At 62.2% G+C, this 24843-nt stretch carries 24 protein-coding genes, 1 tRNA gene and 2 pseudogenes; 11 read left to right on the top strand and 16 right to left on the bottom strand.

Annotation, left to right across the window (positions count from 1 at the left end; translation table 11 throughout):
* Nucleotides 1–218: 218 nt before the first annotated feature.
* Nucleotides 219–1289: pseudogene (gene arsB, locus MUU54_RS21270) on the bottom strand (ACR3 family arsenite efflux transporter).
* A gap of 48 nt (nucleotides 1290–1337) precedes the next feature.
* Nucleotides 1338–1478: pseudogene (locus MUU54_RS21265) on the bottom strand (arsenate reductase); the annotation flags it as partial.
* Between the two features lie 12 nt (nucleotides 1479–1490).
* Between MUU54_RS21265 and MUU54_RS21260 the strand changes: the two are divergent.
* Nucleotides 1491–1832, top strand: a complete 342-nt coding sequence (locus MUU54_RS21260) for a hypothetical protein (RefSeq protein WP_247245957.1) — start codon at nucleotides 1491–1493, stop codon at nucleotides 1830–1832.
* Nucleotides 1833–1840: 8 nt separating this feature from the next.
* On the opposite strand, the gene MUU54_RS21255 is transcribed toward MUU54_RS21260, so the two are convergent.
* The 13 genes from MUU54_RS21255 to osmF all read right to left on the bottom strand — a co-directional run bounded on the left by MUU54_RS21255 (nucleotide 1841) and on the right by osmF (nucleotide 14172).
* On the bottom strand, nucleotides 1841–2659 hold the full coding sequence (locus tag MUU54_RS21255) for an MBL fold metallo-hydrolase (RefSeq protein ID WP_247245956.1): 819 nt from the start codon (nucleotides 2657–2659) through the stop codon (nucleotides 1841–1843).
* A 4-nt stretch (nucleotides 2660–2663) separates the two neighbouring features.
* A complete protein-coding gene (locus MUU54_RS21250; RefSeq protein WP_247245955.1) occupies nucleotides 2664–3446 on the bottom strand; it encodes a TatD family hydrolase in 783 nt (260 codons plus the stop codon).
* 14 nt (nucleotides 3447–3460) lie between these two features.
* Nucleotides 3461–5017 (bottom strand): methionine--tRNA ligase, encoded by a 1557-nt coding sequence (gene metG, locus MUU54_RS21245; protein ID WP_247245966.1) that lies wholly within the window; start codon nucleotides 5015–5017, stop codon nucleotides 3461–3463.
* An 80-nt stretch (nucleotides 5018–5097) separates the two neighbouring features.
* Nucleotides 5098–6129: a DNA polymerase III subunit delta' gene (locus tag MUU54_RS21240; RefSeq protein ID WP_247245954.1), complete on the bottom strand. Its 1032-nt coding sequence runs from the start codon at nucleotides 6127–6129 to the stop codon at nucleotides 5098–5100.
* Nucleotides 6126–6803, bottom strand: coding sequence for a dTMP kinase (tmk, locus tag MUU54_RS21235; protein WP_247245953.1), 678 nt, complete (start codon nucleotides 6801–6803; stop codon nucleotides 6126–6128). The genes MUU54_RS21240 and tmk overlap by 4 nt, the downstream gene beginning before the upstream one ends.
* A gap of 79 nt (nucleotides 6804–6882) precedes the next feature.
* On the bottom strand, nucleotides 6883–8046 hold the full coding sequence (locus MUU54_RS21230) for a D-alanyl-D-alanine carboxypeptidase family protein (RefSeq protein WP_247245952.1): 1164 nt from the start codon (nucleotides 8044–8046) through the stop codon (nucleotides 6883–6885).
* A 76-nt stretch (nucleotides 8047–8122) separates the two neighbouring features.
* Complete coding sequence (locus MUU54_RS21225) at nucleotides 8123–9115, bottom strand: septal ring lytic transglycosylase RlpA family protein (RefSeq protein ID WP_247245965.1); 993 nt, start codon at nucleotides 9113–9115, stop codon at nucleotides 8123–8125.
* A 633-nt stretch (nucleotides 9116–9748) separates the two neighbouring features.
* Nucleotides 9749–9838 (bottom strand) — tRNA-Ser (locus MUU54_RS21220).
* A gap of 99 nt (nucleotides 9839–9937) precedes the next feature.
* Complete coding sequence (locus MUU54_RS21215; protein ID WP_247245951.1) at nucleotides 9938–10276, bottom strand: hypothetical protein; 339 nt, start codon at nucleotides 10274–10276, stop codon at nucleotides 9938–9940.
* Nucleotides 10277–10366: 90 nt separating this feature from the next.
* A complete protein-coding gene (locus MUU54_RS21210) occupies nucleotides 10367–11098 on the bottom strand; it encodes an ABC transporter permease (RefSeq protein WP_247245950.1) in 732 nt (243 codons plus the stop codon).
* On the bottom strand, nucleotides 11098–12036 hold the full coding sequence (locus MUU54_RS21205; protein ID WP_247245949.1) for an ABC transporter ATP-binding protein: 939 nt from the start codon (nucleotides 12034–12036) through the stop codon (nucleotides 11098–11100). Before MUU54_RS21205 ends, MUU54_RS21210 begins: the two co-directional genes overlap by 1 nt.
* The gene (locus tag MUU54_RS21200; RefSeq protein ID WP_494338238.1) at nucleotides 12036–13196 is read right to left on the bottom strand and encodes an ABC transporter permease; all 1161 of its coding nucleotides are present in this window, start codon (nucleotides 13194–13196) and stop codon (nucleotides 12036–12038) included. The genes MUU54_RS21205 and MUU54_RS21200 overlap by 1 nt, the downstream gene beginning before the upstream one ends.
* A 64-nt stretch (nucleotides 13197–13260) precedes the next feature.
* Complete coding sequence (gene osmF / locus MUU54_RS21195) at nucleotides 13261–14172, bottom strand: glycine betaine ABC transporter substrate-binding protein OsmF (protein WP_247245948.1); 912 nt, start codon at nucleotides 14170–14172, stop codon at nucleotides 13261–13263.
* A 31-nt stretch (nucleotides 14173–14203) separates the two neighbouring features.
* Between osmF and MUU54_RS21190 the strand changes: the two genes are divergently transcribed.
* The 3 genes from MUU54_RS21190 to MUU54_RS21180 all read left to right on the top strand — a co-directional run bounded on the left by MUU54_RS21190 (nucleotide 14204) and on the right by MUU54_RS21180 (nucleotide 16479).
* Nucleotides 14204–14503: a hypothetical protein gene (locus tag MUU54_RS21190; RefSeq protein ID WP_247245947.1), complete on the top strand. Its 300-nt coding sequence runs from the start codon at nucleotides 14204–14206 to the stop codon at nucleotides 14501–14503.
* Nucleotides 14500–15501 (top strand): ABC transporter substrate-binding protein, encoded by a 1002-nt coding sequence (locus tag MUU54_RS21185; RefSeq protein ID WP_247245946.1) that lies wholly within the window; start codon nucleotides 14500–14502, stop codon nucleotides 15499–15501. Before MUU54_RS21190 ends, MUU54_RS21185 begins: the two co-directional genes overlap by 4 nt.
* Nucleotides 15502–15591: 90 nt before the next feature.
* Nucleotides 15592–16479, top strand: a complete 888-nt coding sequence (locus MUU54_RS21180) for an ABC transporter permease (protein WP_247245945.1) — start codon at nucleotides 15592–15594, stop codon at nucleotides 16477–16479.
* A 9-nt stretch (nucleotides 16480–16488) separates the two neighbouring features.
* Here MUU54_RS21180 and MUU54_RS21175 read toward each other — a convergent pair whose 3' ends face one another.
* Nucleotides 16489–17709 (bottom strand): CynX/NimT family MFS transporter, encoded by a 1221-nt coding sequence (locus MUU54_RS21175; protein ID WP_247245963.1) that lies wholly within the window; start codon nucleotides 17707–17709, stop codon nucleotides 16489–16491.
* A 230-nt stretch (nucleotides 17710–17939) separates the two neighbouring features.
* On the opposite strand from MUU54_RS21175, the gene MUU54_RS21170 reads away from it, so the two are divergent.
* The 7 genes from MUU54_RS21170 to MUU54_RS21140 all read left to right on the top strand — a co-directional run bounded on the left by MUU54_RS21170 (nucleotide 17940) and on the right by MUU54_RS21140 (nucleotide 24839).
* Nucleotides 17940–18284: a DMT family protein gene (locus MUU54_RS21170; protein WP_247245944.1), complete on the top strand. Its 345-nt coding sequence runs from the start codon at nucleotides 17940–17942 to the stop codon at nucleotides 18282–18284.
* An 86-nt stretch (nucleotides 18285–18370) separates the two neighbouring features.
* Entirely contained in the window at nucleotides 18371–19243 is an 873-nt protein-coding gene (locus tag MUU54_RS21165; RefSeq protein WP_247245943.1) for a DUF72 domain-containing protein, read from the top strand.
* 140 nt (nucleotides 19244–19383) lie between these two features.
* Nucleotides 19384–21273 (top strand): peptidylprolyl isomerase, encoded by a 1890-nt coding sequence (locus MUU54_RS21160; protein ID WP_247245942.1) that lies wholly within the window; start codon nucleotides 19384–19386, stop codon nucleotides 21271–21273.
* Nucleotides 21274–21288: 15 nt separating this feature from the next.
* Nucleotides 21289–22305 (top strand): anthranilate phosphoribosyltransferase, encoded by a 1017-nt coding sequence (gene trpD, locus MUU54_RS21155; protein ID WP_247245941.1) that lies wholly within the window; start codon nucleotides 21289–21291, stop codon nucleotides 22303–22305.
* A gap of 10 nt (nucleotides 22306–22315) precedes the next feature.
* Nucleotides 22316–23131, top strand: coding sequence for an indole-3-glycerol phosphate synthase TrpC (trpC, locus tag MUU54_RS21150; RefSeq protein ID WP_247245940.1), 816 nt, complete (start codon nucleotides 22316–22318; stop codon nucleotides 23129–23131).
* Nucleotides 23131–23622: a cyclic pyranopterin monophosphate synthase MoaC gene (gene moaC / locus MUU54_RS21145; protein ID WP_247245939.1), complete on the top strand. Its 492-nt coding sequence runs from the start codon at nucleotides 23131–23133 to the stop codon at nucleotides 23620–23622. The genes trpC and moaC overlap by 1 nt, the downstream gene beginning before the upstream one ends.
* A 2-nt stretch (nucleotides 23623–23624) precedes the next feature.
* Entirely contained in the window at nucleotides 23625–24839 is a 1215-nt protein-coding gene (locus MUU54_RS21140) for a molybdopterin molybdotransferase MoeA (protein ID WP_247245938.1), read from the top strand.
* Nucleotides 24840–24843: the final 4 nt, after the last annotated feature.

Here is a 24843-nt window from a genome sequence, read left to right as displayed (position 1 = left end):
TTTGACCAGTGCATCAAGAGGCGAGACTGTCGCATCTCTAACTGGCCCAACTGTCGCATTACTAAATAGCCCTTACATGGCGTTGTCGCATAAGATAGATTATGGAACTTCAAGCTACGTGCAGTTGAGGCTTTACCATCGACGCCTCCGTTTTGAATCCACCCTCTGCATCTCAAGATGAAGTTTTAGCTGCATCGTCCTGATCTCATTGCTCTCTGCTATTCCGCCGGCGCCTCCTTTCCGACGCCGTGATTACGCCTGCCGAGCCACAGCGCGAACTGCACCAGGAGTATCAGCACCGGCACCTCGACCAGCGGCCCGATGACGGCCGCAAACGCCACCGGCGATGCCAGGCCGAAAGCTGCGATGGCGACGGCGATGGCCAACTCGAAATTGTTGCCGGCGGCGGTAAATGCGACGGCCGTCGAGCGCGGATGGTCGGCGCCGAGCGACTTCGCCATCAGGAAGCTGATCGTGAACATCATAAGGAAATAGATGGTCAGCGGTATGGCGATCATCACGACATCGAACGGCAGCTAGACGACGTCGCCGCCCTTGAGGCTGAACATGGCAACGATCGTGAAGAGCAGAGCCGCCAGCGTGATCGGTCCGATCTTCGGCAGGAAGACACCCTCGTACCAATCCCTGCCCTTGGTTTTCGTCAGGAAGCGCCGGGTCAGGTAGCCCGCCAGGAACGGGATACCGAGATAGAGCAGGACGGCCTCGGCGATCGTCCAGAAGGATACGTCCACGACGCTGCCCTCGAGGCCGAACAAGGGTGGCAGCAGCGTCAGGAAGAACCATGCATAGACGCTGAAGAACAGGATCTGGAAGATGGAGTTGAAGGCCACTAGTCCGGCGACATACTGGTTATCGCCGCGTGCCAGCTGATTCCAGACGAGCACCATGGCGATGCAGCGCGCTAGCCCGATCAGGATCAGTCCTGTCATGTATTCCGGGTAGTCGCGCAAGAAGATGACCGCCAGCACGAACATCAGCACCGGCCCGACCAGCCAGTTCTGTACCAGCGACAAAGCGAGCACCCGCTTGTCGGCAAAGACAAGGCGCAGTTCCTCGTAGCGCACCTTGGCAAGCGGCGGATACATCATCAAGATCAGGCAGATGGCGATCGGAACGTTCGTCGTTCCCACCGACATGCTGTCTAGGAAAGCCGGCAGCCCATCGAAGACGGACCCGAGCACAAGCCCCAGTGCCATGGCTGCAAAGATCCAGAGCGTCAGATACCGGTCCAGAAATGACAGGCGCAGTGTCGGGCGTGCAGGCTGCATCGGCGGGTTCCTCTGGTAGTCAGCCTCCTGGGAGGCTCTTTCTGCAGGTCAGGTTGCTGGCGCGACGCGGCGGCCTCTGTCGTCGACCACACGCTCGCCGTCCTCCTTCGCGAAGGCAGCCTTCTGCGGCATCGGCAGGATGTCGAGAACCGCTTCCGAAGGGCGGCACAGCCTAACGCCTTTAGGCGACTTGGCCTCCTGGTGCTTCTGGGGGCAGCGCCGTGGTTTCCTGGTCTTGCTCTCTTCGCGATCCTGTTCGGCTTCGGCTGTGGTCTTGCCAGCATTGTCGGCGGCACGCTGCCGCTCGAGCTGTTCGGCGAGACCGGCTACGGAGGCCGCCTCGGCTGGGTCACCGCGGCCCGCCAGTTCTCCGCAGCCCTGGCGCCGGACCTCTTCGCTGTCGCACTGGAATCGCTCGGCCCCACTGCTGCGGTCAGCATCGCTATCGTCTGCGCGGCCGTAGCAGTGGTTCTGTTCGGCCTGATCACCCTCCTACGGCACCGCCATGCGGCGGTCTTGCAGGAGGCTGCAGCGCAAATCTGAACGGGAACTTAGCGCGCTGGGGCCGCCTCGAAGACCATGCCATCATAGGCCGGTACAACGTGGTCGGGCGTGGAGGCCATGACCTCGTCATAGTCGAGCGGAATGTGCATGTGGGTAAGGATCGCCTGCCGCGGCGAGAGCTTCTCGATCCACTCAAGCGCCTGGCCAAGCGACAGATGGCTCGGGTGGTGGTGATGCTGCAGGGCGTCGATCACCAGCGTGTCGAGCCCAACAAGCCTGTCCTGGCTCTCCGGCGGAAAGTCGCTGACGTCGCTGCAATAGGCGACGTCGCCGAAGCGGAAGCCGAGCGAGTGGATGTCGCCATGCGCCTGCCGGTGCGGCAGCACCCCGATCGGACCACCGGCACCGCCGATCACGATCGGCTCCTCCAGCGACCCTATGATGCGCGGCTCGACGATCGGCGGATAGTTGCCGCCGGGAGGCGTTTCTAGGCAGTAGCCAAAGCCCATGCGGATCCGGTCCATGGTGAAGGAGTCCGCGTAAATGGGGATCCGGTGCCGCTGCAGGATGAAGTAGCCGCGCAGGTCATCGATGCCGTGCAGATGATCGGCATGCGCGTGGGTGAAGAGCACCGCATCGATATGCTGCACTCCCGCCGCAATCATCTGTTCGCGAAAGTCGGGCCCGGTGTCGACGACGACGGTGGTGCAGCCGCCATCTGGCGCAAACTGTTCCACCAGGAAGGCGGCGCGGGTGCGGCGGTTGCGCGGATTGGTCGGATCGCAGGCGCCCCAGTCGCCATTGATGCGCGGCACGCCCGGCGAAGACGCGCAGCCGAGGATCGTAAAGCGGCGCCGGTACTCCATCACCTCAGATCCGCGGCATCTTGGCGAAGATGCGGAGCGCGTTTTCCGTTGTTATTCGTGCCATCTCTTCGAAGTCGAGGCCGAGCGTATCTGCCAACACTTCCGCGGTGTTGATCACGTAGGACGGCTCGTTGCGCTTGCCGCGCCAGCGCTTCGGGGCAAGATAAGGCGCATCCGTTTCGACGAGCAGCCGGTCGTGAGGCACCGTCTTGGCGATCTCGCGCAGTTCCTCCGACTTCGGGAAGGTGAGGATGCCGGAAAAAGAGACATAGCCACCAAGCGCGACGCCCGTCTGTGCCAGTTCCAATCCAGATGAAAAGCAGTGCAGGATGAAGGGAAAGGCCCCCTTCCCGCTTTCCTCAGTCAGGATTGCAGCCATGTCGTCGTCTGCGCTGCGGCTGTGGATGACCAGCGGAAGCTGCGTGCGGCGCGCCGCCTCGATGTGACGGCGAAAGCCGGCCTGCTGATCCTCGGGCTTCTGTGTATCGTAGAAATAGTCCAGTCCCGCCTCGCCGATGGCGACGATTTTCTCGTGGCTTTCGCCCAGCCGCACCAGGTCGTCCGCGGTGACATCGAGCTCTTCGGCGGCATTGTTCGGATGTGTCCCGACCGAGCAGAAGACCGAAGGGTAGCGCTCGGTCAGCGCCAGCAGCGTGCCGAGCTTGCGCACTCGAGTCGAGATCGTCACCATCCGCTTGACGCCCACCTCATGCGCTCGCGCGACGAGTTCGTCGCGCTCCGCGTCGAAATCAGCAAAATCCAGATGGCAGTGGGTATCGATCAACATGAAGAAGTTCTGGTCTATCCGTTGGCCTCGGGAGCGACGTAGCGTGGAAATACCGGCGTTGGCGCCTCCAGCGGGGTACCGGGCACAAGGCGCCCCCCCTCACCCAGCGCGGCAAAATGGCGCTTGTCCGCCGGTGCGGCGACGAGATTGAGCAGCTTTTCCGCCGAACACGGCACGAACGGCTGAAGCAGGATGGCGATCTGCCGGACCACTTCCGCCGTCACGTAGAGAACGGTGCCCATCCGCTCCGAATCGGTCTTCTTCAGTGCCCACGGCTCCTGGCCGGCAAAATAGCGGTCGGTTTCCGATACCACTGCGATGATGGCAGCCACCGCCCTGTGGATCAACTGCTTGCCCATCTCGTCCCGGCATGTGTCGAGCATGCCGTCGGCCAGCGCCAGCATCACCTTGTCCTCGTCGGTCAGCGGGCCCGGCTGCGGAATCTTGCCGTCGCAGTTCTTGACGATCATCGAAAGCGAGCGGCTGGCCAGGTTGCCGATGCCGTTGGCAAGGTCGGAGTTGATGCGCGTGCCGATCGCCTCCTCGCTGTAGCTGCCGTCCTGACCGAAGGAAACTTCGCGCATGAAGAAATAGCGCACCTGGTCGAGGCCAAAGTGGTTCACCAAGTTCACGGGATCGACGACGTTGCCGAGCGACTTCGACATCTTCTCGCCCTTGTTGAGCAGGAAGCCGTGGGCATAGACGCGCTTGGGCAGCGGCAACTTGGCCGACATGAGGAAGGCTGGCCAGTAGACGGCATGGAAACGGATGATGTCCTTGCCGATGATATGCGCATCGGCCGGCCAGTACTTGGCCTTCGGCCCTCTGGCATCGTCCAGGTAGCCGGTTGCGGTGATGTAGTTGGTGAGCGCGTCGACCCAGACATACATCACATGCGCCGGGTCGTTCGGCACCTTGATGCCCCAGTCGAAGGTCGTTCGCGAGACCGAAAGATCCTTGAGACCTGACTTGACGAAGGAAATCACTTCGTTTCGGCGTTCGGACGGGCCTATGAACTCCGGATGCTCCTCGTAGTGCTGCAGCAGCTTGCCCTGGTAGGCCGAGAGGCGGAAGAAATAGCTCTCCTCCTGCACCCATTCGACAGGCGTCCCCTGGGGCCCATAGCGGACGCCGTCGTCGCGTACCTCCGTTTCGCCTTCCTGGTAATAGGCCTCGTCGCGCACCGAATACCAGCCGGCATAGCTGTCCTTGTAGATGTCGCCGTTGTCGGCCATTCGGTTCCAGATTTCGCGGCAGGCCGCGTGGTGACGCTCTTCCGTCGTGCGGATGAAATCATCGTTGGACGCGTTCAGAAGTCGCGCCATCTCGCGGAACTCGTTGGAGTTCCGCTCTGCGAGCGCCGCCGGTTCGACGCCTTCGGCCCGCGCCGTCTGTTGCATCTTCTGGCCATGCTCGTCGGTGCCCGTCAGGAAGAAGACATCCTTGCCGTCGAGCCGCTGGAAACGCGCCATGGCATCGGTCGCAATCAGCTCGTAGGCATGGCCGATATGAGGCTTGCCGTTTGGATAGGAGATCGCGGTGGTGATGTAATAGGGCGTCTTGTTCGACATCGTCTGCACTCGAGCACTGGTCATTGTGCGTTGGCTCTTAGCGCATGTTGCGCGGCAGCGAAACCGAAACTTGCCCGCTCTCAGCCGGCGTGGACGGCCTCCAGGATCGACAAGACCGTCTGCTTGCGGTCGAGGTTGTAGGCTTGGGAGACCGTCAGCCTTTCATTGATATCGCTGGCGAGACGCGCATGGCGGTCAGCGACTGCGATCTCTCCGGCGAGCGCCGAGGCGCGCGCCTTGGCAACCAGATGATCCTGCAGATGCTGAAGAAAGAAGCCGAACACGACGTCGCTATCCTTGGCGGAGAGAACATCCGCCAGCCGATGCATTGCCTTGCGCGCGGCGGGCCCTTGCGTCGAAAGCAGATCATTAAAAGCAGCCATAATGTCGGCGCCGCCGTAGTTCAACAGCTTGAGAGCCTGCGAGAGGCTGCCGCCGGACATCGCGAGAACGGCCTCCTCCGTCTTTCCACCGTCAAGCGGTGAGCCGAGCGCGGCAAGCGCTCTCGAAAGATCTGCGTCCTTTAGCGGTGACAGGCGCAACGGCAGGCAGCGCGAGCGGATCGTCGGCAGAAGCTTCCCCGGCGCGTGGGACAGCACCAGAAAGAGGGAGCGTCGCGGCGGCTCCTCGAGAATCTTGAGAATAGCGTTGGCAGCGTTGCGGTTGAGGTCGTCTGCCGGATCAATGATAACGATGCGCCAGTTCCCGGTGCCCGATGTCTGGGCAAGGAAGTGGCCGGCGCGTCGCACTTCGTCGACCGTGATCGCTGTCTTCGCCTTTCCCGACTTTTCGTCCACTGGCCGCGTAAGGTGGAGCAGGCTGTGCGAGGCGCCGGAGGCTATCTGGCGCGTTAGCGGCGCGTCTAGATCCGGTGCCGCGAGGACGTCCGGCGCGGCGTCCGGGTCGGGGTGGGTGAGCACGTGATTGGCAAAACGGAACGCGAGCGTCGCCTTGCCGATGCCCTCCGGTCCTTCGATTAGGATCGCGTGGTGCCCTTTGCCGGACCGATAGCTGCGGGCAAGGAAAGCCTCTGCCGCCTGATGCCCGAAAAGATTCGGGTTGCGCGCCGGCGGAATCGCTCCTTCTAGGACATCGTGCGCTTCGTCGTTCATCCCACCGTCTCCACTCCTGGCGAAACGGTAGACTCCTCTTCCGTCAGCGGCGCGACGATGGAGAGAATATCCGCCGCGATCTCCTCTTCGCCTCGATCTGAATCCACGACGCGACAGCGGGCGGGATCGGCCGCAGCGATCTCCAGATAGGCTTCGCGCCGCTTTTCGTGCGTCTGCAACTCCTCCCGCTCGAACCGGTCTGGCGCCCCGCCCCCGCTGCGGCTCCTCGCTCGGGCCAGGCCTTTCTCTGCCGGCAAATCGAGGATGATCGTGCAATCCGGCTGCAAGCCGTTGATCGCCACCCGCTGCAGCGTCTCCAGGAATTCAGGTTCGAGGTTTCCCGTCACACCCTGATAAACCCGGGAGGAATCCATGAACCGATCGCAGATTACGACCGCCCCCTTCGCCAGCGCGGGACGAATGACTTCTTCGACATGATCGTTGCGCGCTGCCGCAAACAGGATGGCTTCCATGCGAACGCCGAACTCCTCGGCGGCACCCGACAGAATGACGTGTCGGACGGCCTCCGCTCCTGGAGAGCCTCCCGGCTCGCGTGTAACCAGCACGTCGTGACCACGGCGGCGCAACACATCAGCGAGGCGGCCGATCTGGGTGGATTTACCGACACCCTCGCCGCCTTCAAATGTTATAAACAAACCTGATTGTCTTGCCAAACCGTATGCTCTTCCATCTCGCTACGCCGAAGCGCCCCTGTTTAGCCTAAGTCGCTGCGGGGTGAAACCGCGATCACGCTCACAGCCAGAAGAACATCATCTCCAGCAACGCGTCCGTTGCGCGGGAGGCGAGGCTGCCGGTTCCGACCGCTTCTGCCGACAAAAGCGGAACCTCCCGAAGCAGTCTCTCACCGCTGAAGATCCGCAGCGACCCAACGGCTTGCCCCTCAGAAACCGGCGCCCTGAGCGGCCACTTGTAGACGATCCGGCCCGTCAAGCGCTCAGGATTGTTCTTAGGCAGGTAGAGGTCGATCGGCTCGTCTGCAATCAGGTCAACGTAGCGATGTTCGCCGCCATAGACGGCTGCCTGACCGACAACCTCGCCCCCCTTGAACAGAACCTTCGTCTCGAAAGAAGACAGTCCCCATTCGAGTAGGCGGCGGGCCTCCTCCAGCCGGTCCTTGTCGCTCTGCAGGCCGCCGAGTGCAAGAAACAGCCTTGTGCCATTGCGTTCAACAGAGGCCACCGCCGCGAAGCCTGCTCCCTCCGAATAACCAGCGCCCAGACCATCGACGCCAATGTTCAGGGACAGGAGCGGGTTCTTGTTGCGCTGGAAGATCTTGTTCCATTCGAAGTCGGGCTGCGAATAGAGGGGATAGTAGTCCGGATAATCCCGGTGCAGATGGCGGGCAAGTTCTACGAGGTCACGTGCGGTCGTATAGCTCTCTGCTCCCGGAAGACCGGTCGCATTACCGAAGGACGAGCGCGCAAGCCCCAGATCTTTCGCACGTGCCGTCATGCGTGTGGCAAACTCTGCCTCGGATCCACTGATGCCTTCCGCGAGGATGATGCAGGCGTCATTCGCGTTCTGGATTACCACGCCTTTCACCAGATCGATAACCGGCACCTGTGAATTGAGCGCGGCAAACATCGTCGTCGTGCCGGAGGGGGCACCGCCATTTCTCCAAGCATTCTCGGATACAGGAAACGCTCTCTGCTCCGTAATCTCTCCACGCTCCAGAGCACTGAAGACGACTTCCATCGTCATGAGCTTGGCGAGCGAAGCGGGTGGGAAGGCTTGGTTTTCGTTGGCCGCAAGAAGAACAGTCCCGGTCTTTGCTTCAACCATATAGGCCTGCGCAGCCTTTGTGGCGAAGACGGGCGCGTCCTCTTGCGCAAATGCCGGAGCAGTAGTGGCGGCAAACTGGAGATTTGCCAGGAGTATGAAAGCCAGCAGCCTCATCAACGCCTCTTCAATTTCGAGGCGACAGGCCTAGCAACATGACCGGACGCTAACAATCGCCATTCGGCCACTGTCGCTATTTTTTGATCGAATGCCGCTTTGCGTGAGAAAGGATCGACTGTTCCGTCAGCCCGTCGTTGCGGACCATGACCGCGTCGAAAGCGATCTCGACAGCCCTTATCGGCTCTACAGTGTAGGCCGATGTGAGGCTACCCTGAGCGCTGGCCAACCCATAGCCGGGCCGCTCCGAAGGGATCGGGCCAATCTCCGGCAGAACGGTGAATTCTGCTGCCGTTGCAAAGCCGTTCAATGCCTGGCTTGCGCCGGACACTGCCGGACTGCCGGGCATCGGGCCGCTCCAGGCCATCGTCGCCGGTGCAGCACTCGGTGCCGGCGACGGCACGGGTGCCGCATAGCTCTGCAATTGATCGCCAAGCGGTGCGGCATAGGCCACCATCACGCCCGTTGCGATCTGCCCTTCGGGCTGAACGGATGGAAGCCTGTCGCCCTTTCGCGAGTAGGACGCCATCAGATAAGGCATATCGTGCCCGTCCATGCGGGCGCGACCGACATACTGGACGTTGACCTTCGCGGTGCCGGTCCGCTTCATGTCGAGCAAATCAGCCGTCTTGGACGAAACGTCGATGATGCGGCCGGGATGAAAAGGCCCACGATCGTTGACACGCACGATGACGGAGGAGCCGGTTTCCAGATTCGTCACCCGCGCATAGCTTGGCAGCGGGAACGTCGGATGCGCGGCCGACAGATGTTCTTTGTCGTAGATTTCGCCATTGGCAGTCACGCGGCCGTGGAATGCCGACCCGTACCAGGAAGCCAGCCCGCTCTTGTTGTAGCCGGGATCTTCCTCCGGGACGTAGGTCTTCCCTTTGACTTCGTAGGGTTTGCCCACCATGAACCGGCCGCCCCCTTTCGGGACCGGCCGCCCCTCGGAAACGACACGAGGGCTTGCCTTCACGCCATATTCCTTTTCGGAGAAGTATTCCTTGCTGCGGGTCTTCTTCTTCGGGGCTTCGGTCGTCGCACAGGATGCAACGCTCAAGCACACCATCATGATCCCAAGCCATTTCGCCGAAAGCGAAAGCGCACCGCCGCTCAATTGCAACTCGAAGTCCCCTCACGTCACCGGCCGCAGACCTCGCGTTCAGGCGGCCATTGCTCCGCTCCGGCACAACCAGGCTGATCCGGCGAAGCAACAGCCACACCCTTTGGTGCGAAAGTGGCGAAAATGCGAATTAAATCTGGGGACAATCTGGCATTTGGCTTGATGTGGTTAACCAACACCTAACGCCCGCGTGGCGCGATCAGTCCCCCCGTGCGGTGTGAAAGTCGACCTTGCTGGAAAGGACGGAGCGCCCGTTATCGTCGCGCACATAACGTTAATCTCACCATAGGCGCTATCGGCAAGCTCCTCGCGCGCCAGATCCGTCAGGATCCGGCTCACCTCACGCAACAGGGTGTCACGGTTCTCCGGAAGAACAATCCCATCTCGTCACGAACCAGTCCGTCACCGTTGACAAGGTCAAAGAAATAGCGGGGCACGCTCGGTACTCTTTCTTTTTTCCGAAGCCTCACTGGGCAGGATTGTTCCTTTTTTTTGCGCGGAGGGTCGATGAAGAGACGACAGGGGGCCCTGCACATCGACCTCGAAGTGGTGCGTAAATGCCGGGAATGAAGGTGGCAATGGCGGAAGAGGTGGGATTCGAACCCACGGTACGGTTTCCCGCACGCCGGTTTTCAAGACCGGTTCCTTAAACCACTCGGACACTCTTCCACAGAGCCGAGCGTTTACAGTGTGGCTTAGAGAGCGTCAACTGGCACCTCGCAGGCCGCATAAAACCTGCGAGCATGCCTCTACGGGTCTCGTTTCGCCTTAGCAGGCTTCGACGGAAGCCGCCGCGCCGGCTGTTGCGGCAGCACCCGGATCTGCCAGACCCGTGGCGCCCGCCGTTCCGGTGCCATGCATCGACGTCTCCGCACCGCAGTTGGAAATTGCCGTGCCTGTTCCGGCGTTGCCGGTCGCAACGCCCTGCAAGTCATTAGGCACTGCGTTGCCTGCTGCTCGCGGCTGCAGAAGAGCCGTTCCGCTGGCGCCTGCTGCGGTGGATGCTTCAGACGTTGCCGTCACTGCCGCGCCACCGGTCGTCTGTGCCAGCGCTGCGGTGGTAAGGCCAAGCGCGAATGTTGTGGTCATGAGAAGTCTGCCGAACATGGAATTCCTCCTTGTGGTTCGAGAGACTAACGAGGGGGTCGGCAAAATTGTTTCCGGATCAGGGGACGCATTTCTTCGTCGCCGGAGCGCTTAAGAACGCGCCACCGTCAGCCGCTCGAGTGCCGAAAGTCCGTCATAGATGAGGACCGCCAGAGCGCCGACAATCAGTCCACCCTGGACAACGAAAGCGAGGTTGTTCGACTGCAGCCCGGCAATGATCACTTCGCCAAGCGTGCGGGCAGCGACGGTCGATCCGATCGTTGCCGTCGCAAGGCTGATCACGACGGAAAGCCGGATTCCCGACAGGATCACCGGAAGTGCCAGGGGAAGCTCGATCTGGAGCAGTCTCTGGGCCCCGGTCATGCCGGTACCGCGCGCGGCTTCCACGACGGCTCTCGGCAGCGTGGTGAGACTGGTCAGCGTGCTTTCAAAGATCGGCAGGAGACCGTAAAGGAAGAGTGCGATCAGCGTGGGCTTTTCGCCGAAGCCCACCACCGGCACCGCAAGCGCCAGGACGGCGACCGGCGGAAAGGTCTGGCCGATGTTCACGAGGCTGCGCGAGAGCGGCAGGAATTCGGCCCCTGCAGGCCGGCTGACGAGGATAGCCAGGCTGACAGCAACGACCGTCGCGGCGGAGGTGGCAGCAAGAACCGTGAGCAGATGCTGCACGGTGAGAGACAGAAGGCTGCCCTGATTGTAGATGACCGGCGCGTTTGACTGCGCAAGCGGGCGCAGCAGTGGCTCCATGGTCTGCGGCACAAGCAGGAAGGTCATCAGGAGCGCCAGCAGCAGTCCGCGCAGCAAATATGGAAGAGCCCGCATCACTTCGGCCCTCGGGCCCGCTGCAAAAGCGCCTCCAGCGTCACGCGCCCCCTCGCCTCTCCATCCGATGAAACAACGGGTGCCGCGCTCCGGCCGGTCCACATCAGTTCGGCAAGTGCATCCTGTTGAGTCACCGTTGCCGCAATCGGCGACCCGTCCGCGCTCCCAGGTTCGGCGAGATCAGAAACGCGGCGCATGGAAAGCAGCCGGAACGGCCGCTCCGACGCGCCCACCATGGCCTCGACGAAACCGGTGGCGGGTTGCCGCACCAACTCGTCCGGGGGCCCGAACTGCAGCAACCGGCCAGCATCCATCACGGCGATTTTGTCCGCGAGGTGAAACGCCTCGTTCATGTCGTGCGTGACGAGAATGATCGTCGTGCCGAAATGCTTCTGGATGGCCAGGAGATCGTCCTGCGCCTTTGCCCGGATGATCGGATCGAGCGCTCCGAACGGCTCGTCCATCAGGAGCACATTGGGTTCGGCCGCCAGTGCGCGGGCGACCCCGACCCGCTGCTGCTCGCCACCGGAGAGCTCGTGCGGGTAGCGCGGCCCGAAGAGATCCGCGTCGAGCTGGAAGAGCGTCAGCAGTTCCCGCACCTTTGCTGCCGTCTTTTCTTTGTCCCATCCAATTAGTCGCGGCACCGTGGCGATGTTCTCCGCCACCGTCCGGTGCGGGAAGAGGCCATGGCCCTGGATCGCATAGCCGATCCGGCGGCGCAGTTCGTAGCCGGGGATCGTCCGGTTATCCTCACCGTCAAGGCGGATCATTCCCGCATCCGGCTCTACAAGCCGGTTGACCATGCGCAGCAGGGTGGTTTTGCCCGAACCGGAGGTCCCGACGATGACGGCGACGGTGTGAGGCTCGATCGTCAGCGTAACGTCGTCGACGACCGACTTCCCGTCATAGATCTTGGTGATACCGTCGATTTCGATCATCAGGCATCCTTCCTTGCGGGCGAGATACTGTTCATGTCGATCAAGGCATCGAGCACGACCGCCGACACGAACGCCAACCCCACCGTCGGCAGCGCACCCAACAGGACGAGGTCTGTCGCGGTCTGCCCCAATCCCTGAAAAACGAAGGTGCCAAACCCGCCGCCGCCGATCAGCGCGGCAATCGTCGCCAGGCCGATATTCTGGACGAGGACGATGCGGATGCCCGTGAGGATCACTGGCAGCGCAAGAGGGAATTCCACCCGGAGCAAACGCTGTGCAGATGTCATGCCTATCCCCCGGGCCGCCTCCCGACTTTCACGAGGAACACCTGCAAGGCCGGCCACCGTATTGGCCACCATCGGCAGGAGCGAATAGAGGAACAGCGCGACGAACGCAGGCGTGGCACCGATGCCCCGAATGCCAAGCGCATAGGCCCCTGGCACATGTGCGGCAACCCAGCCAAGCGGAGCGATCAGTATGCCGAAAAGGGCAATCGACGGGATCGTCTGGACGATGTTCAGCGTGTTCAGCACCGCTGCACGCGTTGCCGGCACGCGCTCGCAAACAATGCCAAGAGGAACACCGACGGCAACCGCCGCAGCAAGCGAACCAAGCGCCAGCACCAAATGCCGCGACGCCTCGCTCCAGAACACGTCGGCTCGCACCGCGTACTCCTTCATGACCGAAAGGTCCGCCCACAGGCCGGACAGTAGAATTGCAGCGATGATTGCCATGGCTGTCACGAGGTAAAGAAGACGCATGACCGGACCGGGCCGCATGCGGCTGATTCCGTCCGCTGCAAGCAGCGCGAAGGTGAAGAGCAACAGCCAGAACCCAGTTGCCGGCGCCACGCGTGCGTAAGTGTTGTCAGCAGGCGTCAGAAAGGCGGCTGCTTCCCCGATAAAGGCGAAAAGTGCGACCATCACGGCTGCGGCCGAAACGAGCCGAGGAATTGCTTCGCGCCGGAGGAGCGCCACCAGCGACGCCAACGCAATGACCGTCAACAGCAGTCCCGCCATCCAGGCCGGAAGCGCAGACGGAATGCCGAAACCTTCACCCTGGACGATCCGGTTGGAACGCAGGGTGGCGAAGGGAGAGGACGCCGCATAGGCGACCATTGCGACGATCAGGGCGCCAAGCTTGTCGATATTGGAACTCACCACGGCGTCCCTCTGTCAAGGCTCCGCCGGGCGCCGTTTCGGCACTGGTGGAGCCTTAGACAACCTACTTGAGGAAGCCATTCTGCTTCAGGAAACCCTGGGCCACGGCCTTGGCGGGCTCACCTCCGACCTGAACGCGTCCGTTGAGCTCCTGCAGCGTTTTCAGATCAAGCTTCTCGAACACCGGCTGCAGCAGTCTCTCGATTTCCGGATGTTCCTTCAGCACTTCCTCGCGGATGATGGGTGCCGGCTGGTAGACGGGCTGGACACCCTTGTCATCCTCCAGGACAACCAGTCCTGACGCGCCGATACCGCCATCCGTACCATAGACCATGGCGGCATTGGCGCCGTTCGTCTGGTTCGCCGCTGCGGCGATCGTTGCCGCGGTGTCGCCGCCCGACAGCGTGATGAGCTGATCCGGCTTGAGCTCGAAGCCATAGGTGGTCTGGAAGGCCGGTAGTGCAGCGGCGGAGTTGACGAATTCTGACGAGGCCGCCAGCACGACTTCACCGCCGTCCGCGACATACTCGCCGAAATCGGTGAGGGTCTTGAGATCGTTTTGCGAAGCGACATCATTGCGAAGTGCGATCGCCCAGGTGTTGTTGGCGGGCGATGGGGTGAGCCAGACGATCTTGTTGGCGTCGTAATCCAGCTTCTTCGCCTGCTGGTAGGCCTGCTCAGCATTCTTCCAAGCCGGATCATCCGCCTTTTCGAAGAAGAACGCGGCATTGCCGGTGTATTCCGGATAGATGTCGATTTCGCCCGCCGTGATGGCCGATCGCACGACCGGCGTTGCGCCGAGCTGGATCCGGTCCGTGGTTTCAATACCGTTTGCCTGCAGAACCTCAAGGATGATGTTGCCGAGGACACCGCCTTCGGTATCGATCTTGGAGGAAATTACCACCTGGGCCGAAGCCTGGCCGGCAGTCAGTGATAGCGCAAGCAGAACACCAGCGCTCTTCTTCCGAATGTGCATGAGATTTGCCCTCCGTGTCTGATCCCCCGGCATGACCGGCTACACCGTCTATGCCTCGTCCACCAATATGGATCATTCGCGCCCGAATTGGAGAGCAGCGGACGACTTTTCTGTACAGGCGCCTCCAGTTGCCGCTCTTCCTGACTCATCACTGGCGGAAACGGAAAAGCGCTCGGCGCAAATGGAACGGTGCGGGCCGGCAGGCCTGCAAAACTCATCGGGTAAGGACAAGGGCACCAAGAACCCTCGCATGACTCTGCCCGGCGTGGAGGAAACGCCGGTGAAATGCCGCCGACCGGCGGGACATCAACCAGGGGAACGCCATCCATGAAACGTCTGCTTGCTTCTACCTGCCTCGCCTTCGGCCTGTCAGCCCTTGGCGCAACGGTCGCCGCCGCCGAATGCGGCGATGTCACGATTGCCAGCATGAACTGGCAAAGCGCCGAGGTGCTCGCCGCCCTCGATCAGTTCATCCTCAACGAAGGCTTCGGCTGCAACGCCGAAATCATTGTCGGGGATACCGTGCCGACGCTCACTTCAATGGTTGAAAAGGGCGAACCCGATCTTGCACCGGAAGGGTGGATCGACCTGCTGCCCGAAGTCGTGGGCCGTGGGGTTGCCGACGGCAAGCTGGTCGGCGCCGCCGTGGCGCTGTCGGACGGCGCCGTTCAGGGATGGTGGATCCCGAAATATATTGCCGACGCCAATCCGGAGATCAAGACCATCGACGACGTGCTGAAGCATCCGGAACTATTCCCGGATCCCGAAGACTCCAGCAAGGGCGCAATCCACAACGGACCCGCCGGATGGGGCGGCACCGTTGCCACCGCACAGCTCTACAGGGCCTATGGTGCCGAAGACGCCGGCTTTACTCTGGTCGATACCGGCTCGGCTGCCGGCCTTGATGGTTCGATCGCCAAAGCCTACGAAGGTAAGGACGGGTGGGTCGGCTACTATTGGGCGCCGACGGCGCTGCTCGGCAAGTACGAGATGGTCAAGCTTGAGCACGGCGTTCCCTACGACGAAGCGGAATGGAAACGGTGCAACACCGTTGCCGACTGCCCGGACCCGAAGAAGAATGATTGGCCGAAGGACACCGTGCAGACCATGCTGAGCGCAAGCTTCGCAGAGCGCGCTGGCCCGGAAGTCATGGATTACCTGAACAAGCGCTCGTGGAGCAATGCGACGGTCAACGCGCTCATGGCATGGATGACCGACAATCAGGCAACCGGTGAAGACGGCGCCCGCCATTTCCTGCAGGAGCACGAGGATATCTGGTCCACCTGGGTCTCGCCCGAGGTGGCCGAAAAGATCAAGGCCGCGCTCTAACGCAGGATCAATGCTGGCGGCCGCTCGCGCCGCCAGCAAACATGCCCCCCTGCCTGCCGCAAATACCCCGATCTCACCGGAGACCTTCTGATGGAGTGGCTTTCGAGCTTCCCCCACATGGATGACGACATGCTGCGGGGCCTGAAAAAGGTGATCGACGAAGGCTTTCGATCCTTTACCCGCGCCTATGGCGATGCAATCGAATCCTTCTTCGATCCACTGCAGTTCTTTCTCATTCAGTCGGAGCGACTGCTGACGGACACTCCGTGGCCGATCATCCTTCTCATTATCGCAGCCATCGCCTGGCTCGCCAGCCGCAGCTGGAAGATCGTGGCCGGATGCGTCATCACTCTACTGTTGATCGGCTATTTCGACATGTGGGAAGACACGATGAAGACAATCTCGATGATCTTCGTCTGCACCGTGCTCTCGATCATCGTCGGCATTCCGATCGGGATCGCGATGTCGCGCTCGAACCGCCTTCAGGCGATGGTCAATCCGATCCTGGACGTGATGCAGACGATGCCAAGCTTCGTGTATCTGATCCCTGTCGTCATGCTGCTCGGCATCGGCAAGGTGCCGGGCCTGATTGCGGTCGTCATCTACGCGCTGCCGCCGATGATCCGTCTCACCAATCTCGGCATCCGACTGGTGGACCGCGACGTCCTGGAGGCAGCCGACGCCTTCGGCTCGTCTGCCTGGCAGAAACTGAAAGATGTGCAGATGCCGCTTGCCCTACCCACCATCATGGCGGGGATCAACCAGACAATCATGATGGCGCTGGCCATGGTGGTCATCGCGTCGATGATCGGGGTTCAGGGGCTCGGGCAACCGGTCCTGCGGGCGATCTCAAACCAGTATTTCACGCTCGGAATCTTCAACGGCTTGGCGATCGTCGGCATCGCGATCATCTTCGACCGGATCAGCCAGGCCTATGGAAAGCGGCTGCAGAGGCACCTGGAGATCGTCCACGGGTGACGGAGCCTGCTACTTAACGTCCGCCGCCTCCGCGCGCACACCGACGTGGACGCTGCGACCGGCCTGCCAGCCGTTCCACGCGGCGCCAGCGCCCAGCGCGACGAACAGCAGGCCGCAAGCGGCAAAGCTGCCGCTCCAGTCGCGGATCAGGCCGACGAAGAGCGGACCGATCGAGGCCAGGAGATAGCCCACGCATTGCGCCATCCCCGAAAGGTGTGAGGCGACCAGAGGATCTGGCGAGCGGAGCACGATCACCGTCATTGCCGCTGCGATCAGCCCGCCCTGGCCGATGCCTTGGAGGACAGCCCAGAGCCAGACTGTGGAGAGCGGCGCAAACAGGAGGCCGAGAAGCGCAACCACCGAGAAGAGGCAGAGGACGACGTTGATCACTCGCTGGTCCCTGCCGCGCACGGCAATATGCGGCACGACGAGGCAGGCAGCGGCCTGCACCATGACCGAGGCGGAAACGATCCCGCCGGCTGCAACGCCATTCAATCCCCGCTCGCGGAGGATCGGCACCAGCCAGCCGAAGACGCAATAGGCAAGCGCCGACTGCAGCCCCATGAACAACGTAACCCGCCAAGCCAGGCGGTCTCGCCAAAGCCCCCGAACCCGAGGGTGGCTTTGTCTCGGTTGGCTCCTGCTTCTGAAGACCTGCGGCATCCAGATCACGGCGGCGAGAATGGCCGGCAGAGCCCACGCCGAGAGCGCCAGCCCGAGCGAGCCGCCGAGCGCGTGCTCGATCGGTAGCGTCAGACCAGCCGCCCCGGCTGCCCCACCGCAAAGCGCCATGGTGTAGAGACCGGTCAGCAGGGCGGTCCGGTCTGGAAAGTCCCGCTTCACCAAACCCGGGAGAAGGACGTTGCCGACGGCAATACAGGCACCGGCGATAGCCGTGCCAAGGAAGAGGAGCCAGATGGAAGAGATACCGCGCAGCGCCGTTCCCAGCGCCAGCAGGAGGGTGACGGCGAGCAACGTCCCCTCCGTACCGATCCGCTGTGCCAGTTTCGGCGCAAGCGGCGAGAAGGCCCCAAGGCAGACAACCGGCAACGTCGTCAGAAGCCCTGCACCAAGTGCATCGAGACCAAGCTGCGTGCGGATCTCCGGCAGGAGCGCAGAGGCGCTCGAGAAAACGGGTCTGAGGTTGAAGGCGATCAGCACCAGGCTGATCCCGAGCAGCAACCGGGATCCCGCGCTCCTCCCGCTGACCTGAGCAGGCTGACGGCTCATCTGGGATGAGGGCGATAGGGGCGGCTGGGGAGAAGTGTCGTTCACGCAGGCATCCAGTCAAGTTTGCCGCCAACGGCGACGTTCGATCCCGGCAACGGCTCTAGCAGGTGCCGGGTGCGGCAACAACGCCACTTCCATGGACGGCGGTACGCCCTCGCCAACGGGCTCCCTTGTCCGACTCGGTGGAACATGATTGCGGTGAAGAGATAATCGCAGCGGAACCCCACCTCATGTTTCCCACCGCCCCTGTTTTCACGATCGTCCTTCTCCTGCTGTCCAACATCTTCATGACGTTTGCCTGGTACGGGCACCTCAAGTTCAAGGCCGCCCCGCTCTACGTCGTCATTCTCGTCAGCTGGGGGATCGCGCTTTTCGAGTATTGCTTTCAGGTCCCGGCGAACCGCATCGGCTACGGCTATTTCAATGCAGCGCAGCTGAAGACCATCCAGGAGATCATCACCCTCTCCGTCTTCGTTCTGTTCTCGGTCTTCTATCTCGGCGAAGCCTTCCACTGGAAACAGGGCATCGGGTTTGCCTTCATTGCGCTCGGCGCCTTCTTCATCTTCACCAAATAGGCTTCGGAACTCTGGCGCCGCGCCTCCGTTGGCCCACGAACAACCGCCTTCGGGCTGGTTGAGCAGACGGATGACGAGGAGACGCCATGACCAGAACGGGCACCATCCGCATCGGTATCTCCGGGTGGACCTACAAGCCGTGGCGTCGCGTTTTCTATCCCGTGGGACTGCCGCAGAAGCAGGAGCTTTGCTTCGCGGCGAGCCACTTCCCCAGCATCGAGATCAACGGCACCTTCTATAGCCTGCAGATGCCGCAGGACTTCACTACCTGGCGCGAAGCGACGCCGGACGACTTTGTCTTTTCCGTCAAAGGCCCGCGCTTCATCACGCACATGAAGCGGCTGAAGGAGATCGAGATCCCGCTTGCCAACTATCTGGCGTCCGGTCTTCTCAACCTGCGCCACAAGCTCGGTCCGATCCTCTGGCAGTTTCCGCCGCGCATGAAGTTCGACGCGGGGCGATTTGAAAACTTCCTGAAGATCCTGCCCAAGGAAACGGACGAGGCGGTGGCGCTTGCGAAGCGGCACGACAGCCGCCTCGACGGTCGTTCTGCAACGGAGACCGACAAGAACCGCCTGATGCGGCACGCGTTCGAGATCCGGCACGAGAGCTTTGCGTGTGACGAATTCATCGAACTGCTGCGCTGTTACGGTGCCGCGCTCGTGGTCGCCGACACGGTGCAGTGGCCGCTGCTGATGGATCTCACCGCCGACTTCGTCTACTGCCGCCTCCATGGTTCTGAGGAACTTTATGTCAGCGGCTATGACGAGGGGGCGCTCGACGTCTGGGCGGCACTTGTCCGCAGCTGGGCTGCCGGAAAAGATCCTCAACAGGCAAAACGGGTGTTGCCGCCCTCCCCCGACCGATCCTCCGGCCGCGACGTCTATGTCTATTTCGACAATGATGCCAAGGTGCGTGCGCCGGCAGACGCTGCCTCCCTCATCACACGGCTCAATTGATTCCCTGGCAGGGGTGACAGCAGCCGGACACTCACCTGCTTTTGCATCCGCATGCCTTCATTTCCGTGACAGATTGTTCTAGAGACGTTCGATCATCCCGCCCGAGCGGCGGCCGGACATCGTGCAAGGTAAAGTAGGCAATGCTCAACTCCCTCAGAAATGCTTCCCGCTCCTGGGTCGCCAAGGCGCTTCTTCTGCTTCTGGTCGCATCCTTCGGCATCTGGGGCGTTTCCACGTCGCTTGTGGCGACCGACGCCAACACCGTCATGACCGTCGGCGATCAGGAAGTCTCGGCGCAAGAGTTCGCGCTCGCCTATCAGCGGCACGTCGCCGCTTTGGGACGGCAGTTCGGCATGCAGCTCACGCCGGAGCAGGTGCGTGCATTCGGCATCGATCAGCAGGTCTATTCGCAGCTTACAGCCGGCGCCGCGCTCGATCAGCTGTCGGACGATATGGGGCTCGGCCTGTCGCATGACCGCCTGGCCATGCTGATCGCCGAAGATCCGGCCTTCCAGGGCAGCAACGGCCAATTCGACCGCAACCTCTTTACCTCCCGCCTGCGCAATGCCGGCCTGCGTGAAGACGACTATATCACCGAGCGCAGTCAAGTCGCCGTACGCAGCCAGATCGTCGAGGCTGTCTCCGACGGCTTCCAACCGCCTCAGGTCATGCTCGATGCGCTCAAACAGTATCGCGACGAAACCCGTTCTGTGGACTACCTGCTGCTCTCCAACGCGAACATCGCGCCGGTGAAGGCGCCGACCAATGACGTGCTCGCGGCGTGGTTTGAGGGTGTCAAGGCGCGCTACCGTGCTCCGGAATACCGTACCTTCACCTATGTCACCTTGCAGCCATCGGACCTTGCGGATCCCTCCTCCATCAGCGAGGAAGAGGCTCGCGCGGAATACGAGAAGCGCAAGGACAGCTTCACGACCCGAGGCACGCGCACCATCGAGCAGCTGACGTATCCGAGTCGCGAAATGGCAGAGGCAGCGGCCACGCAGCTCAGGGAAGGCAGCACGACGTTCGACCAGCTCGTCGCCGATCAGGGCAAGACCGCCAGCGACGTCCTCCTCGGAGAATTCACGAAGGAAAACATTCCAGATCCGACTCTTGCCGATGCGGCTTTTGCAGTGTCCTCCGAAGGTGGAACGACGGATGTTATCGACGGTGCGTTTGGTCCCGTGATCCTGCGGGTAACCAACGTCACATCGGAAACCACAAGGTCCTTCGAAGAGGTAGAAAGCGAAATCCGACAGCAGCTTGCCCTGCAGGTCGGCTCCCAGCAGGTGCTGGATGCGCATGACCGGTTCGAGGAAATCCGTGCTGGCGGCGCTACGCTGGAGGAAGCGGCCAGGGAACTGAACCTGAAGGCTGTGACCGTGACCGCCGACGCATCGGGCACCACACCTCAGGACGAGAAGATCGAGAACCTGCCAACGGCCGATACACTTCTGACCGACGTTTTTCGCTCCGAACCGGGTGCACAGCCGCTCCCCGTCTCTCTCGGCAATAACGGCTATGTCTGGTTCGAGGTAAGCGAAGTGACGCCGGAACGGGATCGAACGCTTGATGAGGTTCGCGAGCGGGTCGTTGCCGACTGGACGGCGGAGCAGCAGCGCGAGGCTCTCGGCGCCCGGGCAACTGAACTCAAGCAGCGCGTCGAAGGCGGCGCCACGCTCGCTGCTGTGGCCGAAGATCTGGGGATTGCAGTCGAAACGAAGCAGGGACTGCGCCGCAACGCGGAGGATGCCATCTTTGGGCCGGAAGCGGTGAATGCTCTATTCGCCGGTCCTGTCGGGCTCGTCACAACCGCCGTCGGGGCAGACGGTGAGAGCCAGCTGCTGATCAAGGTCACCGGTTCGGATCTGGTGCCGGCGGATGCGCTGTCAAACCAGGAGCCGCTGCAGCGCCTGGCGCAGGCGGCGGGCGACGACATGCTCGACCAGATGGTCAACCGGCTGCAGAATGATTACGGCGTTTCCATCAACCAGGCCGTGGCCGAACAGGTCGCCAACTCGATCCGCTGAGGAAGATATCGCAAGATGCCCGAACTGAAGCCGATCATTGCGAAGGTCGCAAACGGCGAGAGCCTGAACCGCGAGGAGGCGCGCCAGGCCTTCGAGATCCTGATGTCAGGCGAAGCGACGCCGACGCAGATCGGTGGTTTTCTGATGGCCTTGCGGGTACGCGGCGAGACGGTGGACGAGATCGCCGGAGCCGTCACGACCATGCGTTCGAAGATGCTACCGGTTGAAGCGCCGGCACACGCGGTCGATATCGTCGGCACCGGCGGCGACGGAACCGGGACCTACAACATCTCCACCCTTGCTTCCCTCATAGTTGCGGGCTGTGGCGTGCCCGTCGCCAAGCATGGCAATCGCGCGCTCAGTTCCAAGTCCGGGGCCGCCGACGCCCTTTCGGCGCTGGGGGTGAACCTCGACATTGGTGCGGGCAAGATCGGCCGGTGCATCCGGGAGGCCGGAATCGGCTTCATGTTCGCCTCGATGCATCACTCCGCCATGCGTCATGTCGGACCAAGTCGCGTAGAGCTTGGCACGCGCACCATCTTCAATATCCTTGGCCCCCTTTCCAACCCCGCCGGCGCCAAGCGGCAATTGCTGGGGGTCTTCTCGCCACGCTGGCTGATGCCGATTGCGGAGGTGCTTCGCGATCTGGGCTCCGAGCGCGTCTGGGTCGTCTATGGCGACGGCATGGACGAAGTCACCACCACCGGCACGACGAACGTTGTGGCGCTGGAAGACGGAGAGATTCGGAGCTTCGACCTGACGCCGGCGGATTTCGGCGTCGAGACCGCAACACTCGCCCAACTGAAAGGTGGGGACGGTGTTGCGAACGCCGCTGCGCTGCGTGCCGTTCTCGGCGGGTCAAAGAACGCCTATCGTGACATCTCCCTCTGCAACGCGGCCGCAGCGCTTGTCGTGGCCGGTGTAGCTTCCGACTTGAAGCGGGGTATGGAGCAGGCGACCCACGCTCTCGACAGCGGCGAAGCAGCCGCAGCACTGGACCGGTTGGTAGCGGTGTCGAACGAACAAGATTGAGGGCCGATTGATGACCGATATCCTGAAGAAGATCGAGGCCTACAAGCGGCAGGAAATCGAAGCCGCCAAGGCGCACGTATCGTTGGCGGACCTGAAGGCGAAAGCCGCCGAACAGGAATCACCTCGCGGATTCTATCGGGCGCTCAAGGCAAAGCAGGATGCCGGCAGCTTCGGTCTCATCGCCGAGATCAAGAAGGCGAGCCCCTCGAAGGGCCTGATCAGGCCGGACTTCGATCCACCTGCCCTCGCTCGTGCCTATGAGGAGGGTGGCGCGGCCTGCCTCTCCGTCTTGACGGATACCCCCAGTTTTCAGGGGGCACCGGAATTTTTGACTGCTGCCCGGAACGCCTCCTCGCTTCCGGCGCTGCGCAAAGACTTCATGTTCGACACCTACCAGGTGCATGAAGCACGCGCCTGGGGCGCCGACTGTATTCTGCTGATCATGGCATCGCTGACGGACGACGAGGCTCGGCGGCTCGAGGACGAAGCACAGGATGTCGGCATGGATGTCCTCGTCGAGGTGCATGATGAAGAAGAGACCGAGCGAGGCCTCAAGCTCTCCTCCCCGATGATCGGCATCAACAACCGGAACCTGCGCACCTTCGAGGTCAGCCTTGAGACGTCAGAGCGGCTCTCGGGCATGGTACCCGACGACCGCCTGCTGATCGGCGAAAGCGGCATCTTCACGCACGACGACTGCCTGCGGCTCCAGAGATCCGGCATCAGCACGTTCCTGGTGGGCGAAAGCCTGATGCGCCAGGACGACGTAGCACAGGCGACGCGGGTCCTTCTCACCGGCACGTCCGCATCCGTGGCGGCAGAGTGATGGCCGGGGTGGCGGGCCTCACCCATATCGGCGCCGCCGGCGAAGCCAACATGGTGGACGTCGGCGACAAGGCCGAGACGCAGCGTTCGGCAACCGCGGAGGGTTTCGTGCGGATGCAGCCGGAGACCCTCAAGCTCATCCGCGACGGGGACGCAAAGAAAGGCGACGTGATCGGTACGGCACGACTCGCCGGCATCATGGGGGCGAAGAAGACCTCCGACCTCATCCCGCTCTGCCACCCTCTGATGCTGACAAAGGTGTCGGTTGAGATCACCGAGGATGCTGACCTTCCTGGCCTAAAGGTGACAGCGACCGCGAAGCTCACCGGCAAGACAGGTGTGGAGATGGAAGCTCTGACTGCCGTTTCCGTCGCCTGCCTGACGATTTACGACATGGCCAAGGCTGCCGACAAGGACATGGAGATTGGCGGAGTTCGACTGGTGGAGAAGACCGGCGGCAAGTCTGGCCCCTATCGCCGCGGAGACGATTGAGCATGGCTCTCCTGCCTGTCTCCGAGGCAAAGGCCCGACTGCTTGCTCGTGCCAGACCGGTAGAAGACAGCGACATCGTTTCACTAGGGGAGGCCAATCGGCGGGTGCTTGCCGAACCCGTTGCTGCCCGATTGACTCAGCCACCCTTCAATGCCTCCGCGATGGACGGCTACGCCCTGAGAGCGGAAGATGCGCCCGAAGTCGGTGCCGAACTGACCGTCATCGGCACTGCGGCCGCCGGCCATCCCTTCCCTGGACATGTCGGGCAAGGAGAGGCCGTCCGCATCTTTACCGGCGCCCCCGTCCCCGATGGTGCTAATTCCGTTCTTATTCAGGAAGACGCCGAAGCCGTCGAAGGCGGCCGCATTCGTACGAAGTTTGCTGTCACCAAGGGCAGACACATCCGGCCCCGCGGCCAGGACTTCGCCGAGGGAGAGGCCGTGCTTCCTCAGGGGACATGGCTCGATTATTCGCATCTCACGGTTGCTGCTGCGATGAACCATCCGGCGCTTGCCGTTTATCGGCGACCGAAGGTGGCAATCCTCGCCACCGGCGATGAGCTGCTCGCACCCGGAAGCAACCCTGCCGCAGGGCAGATCATCGCCTCCAACACGTTCGGGGTGGCAGCTTTAGTGCGTGACAACGGCGGAGAGGTCCTCGACCTCGGAATTGTGCCGGACCAGAGCAAGGCCATCACCGCAGCAATCGAACGCGCACGTGCCGCGGATGTCGATGTGCTGGTAACCCTCGGCGGCGCCTCGGTGGGCGACCATGATCTCGTGCAATCGACGCTGAAAGCTGCCGGCATGGAGCTGGATTTCTGGCGAATTGCGATGCGGCCAGGCAAGCCGCTGATGGTCGGCAGCCTCGGCGAGATGCAGGTGCTCGGCCTGCCGGGTAACCCGGTGGCGAGCCTCGTCTGCAGCCTGCTCTTCCTGGAGCCGCTTGTCCGGACACTGGCGCATCTTCCCGCTCGCTCGAGGGATGCCGAAGCCATCGCCGCCCATGACCTCGCCGCCAACGACCAGCGCCAGGACTACGTGCGTGCGAGACTGATCCGCGGCGACGACGGCATTCTTCGCGCCGAGGCGTTTGCCAAACAGGATTCCTCTATGATGAAGATCCTGGCCAATTCCGGCGCGCTGATCGTCCGCCCGCCGCATGCGCCGGCGCTCAAGGCCGGTTCTCCCTGCTCGATACTCCTGCTAAGGCCCTGATCTA

Origin of the sequence: Pseudorhizobium tarimense (assembly GCF_022968135.1) — a bacterium.
Lineage (GTDB): Bacteria > Pseudomonadota > Alphaproteobacteria > Rhizobiales > Rhizobiaceae > Neorhizobium > Neorhizobium tarimense.
Note: the sequence above shows the minus strand (reverse complement) of the source record. Positions and strands in the feature narration are given on the sequence as shown.

Bases quoted from the DNA above. Each gene is read 5' to 3' on its own strand.
- MUU54_RS21240 (WP_247245954.1), bottom strand. From the start codon at position 6,129: ATGAACGACGAAGCGCACGATGTCCTAGAAGGAGCGATTCCGCCGGCG.
- MUU54_RS21210 (WP_247245950.1), bottom strand. From the start codon at position 11,098: ATGCGGGCTCTTCCATATTTGCTGCGCGGACTGCTGCTGGCGCTCCTG.
- MUU54_RS21185 (WP_247245946.1), top strand. From the start codon at position 14,500: ATGAAACGTCTGCTTGCTTCTACCTGCCTCGCCTTCGGCCTGTCAGCC.
- MUU54_RS21175 (WP_247245963.1), bottom strand. From the start codon at position 17,709: ATGAGCCGTCAGCCTGCTCAGGTCAGCGGGAGGAGCGCGGGATCCCGG.
- trpD (WP_247245941.1), top strand. From the start codon at position 21,289: ATGCCCGAACTGAAGCCGATCATTGCGAAGGTCGCAAACGGCGAGAGC.
- MUU54_RS21255 (WP_247245956.1), bottom strand. From the start codon at position 2,659: ATGGAGTACCGGCGCCGCTTTACGATCCTCGGCTGCGCGTCTTCGCCG.
- MUU54_RS21250 (WP_247245955.1), bottom strand. From the start codon at position 3,446: ATGTTGATCGATACCCACTGCCATCTGGATTTTGCTGATTTCGACGCG.
- MUU54_RS21225 (WP_247245965.1), bottom strand. From the start codon at position 9,115: ATGGTGTGCTTGAGCGTTGCATCCTGTGCGACGACCGAAGCCCCGAAG.
- MUU54_RS21205 (WP_247245949.1), bottom strand. From the start codon at position 12,036: ATGATCGAAATCGACGGTATCACCAAGATCTATGACGGGAAGTCGGTC.
- MUU54_RS21180 (WP_247245945.1), top strand. From the start codon at position 15,592: ATGGAGTGGCTTTCGAGCTTCCCCCACATGGATGACGACATGCTGCGG.
- MUU54_RS21190 (WP_247245947.1), top strand. From the start codon at position 14,204: ATGACCGGCTACACCGTCTATGCCTCGTCCACCAATATGGATCATTCG.
- trpC (WP_247245940.1), top strand. From the start codon at position 22,316: ATGACCGATATCCTGAAGAAGATCGAGGCCTACAAGCGGCAGGAAATC.
- MUU54_RS21170 (WP_247245944.1), top strand. From the start codon at position 17,940: ATGTTTCCCACCGCCCCTGTTTTCACGATCGTCCTTCTCCTGCTGTCC.
- metG (WP_247245966.1), bottom strand. From the start codon at position 5,017: ATGTCGAACAAGACGCCCTATTACATCACCACCGCGATCTCCTATCCA.
- MUU54_RS21160 (WP_247245942.1), top strand. From the start codon at position 19,384: ATGCTCAACTCCCTCAGAAATGCTTCCCGCTCCTGGGTCGCCAAGGCG.
- MUU54_RS21165 (WP_247245943.1), top strand. From the start codon at position 18,371: ATGACCAGAACGGGCACCATCCGCATCGGTATCTCCGGGTGGACCTAC.
- MUU54_RS21230 (WP_247245952.1), bottom strand. From the start codon at position 8,046: ATGAGGCTGCTGGCTTTCATACTCCTGGCAAATCTCCAGTTTGCCGCC.
- moaC (WP_247245939.1), top strand. From the start codon at position 23,131: ATGGCCGGGGTGGCGGGCCTCACCCATATCGGCGCCGCCGGCGAAGCC.
- MUU54_RS21140 (WP_247245938.1), top strand. From the start codon at position 23,625: ATGGCTCTCCTGCCTGTCTCCGAGGCAAAGGCCCGACTGCTTGCTCGT.
- osmF (WP_247245948.1), bottom strand. From the start codon at position 14,172: ATGCACATTCGGAAGAAGAGCGCTGGTGTTCTGCTTGCGCTATCACTG.
- MUU54_RS21215 (WP_247245951.1), bottom strand. From the start codon at position 10,276: ATGTTCGGCAGACTTCTCATGACCACAACATTCGCGCTTGGCCTTACC.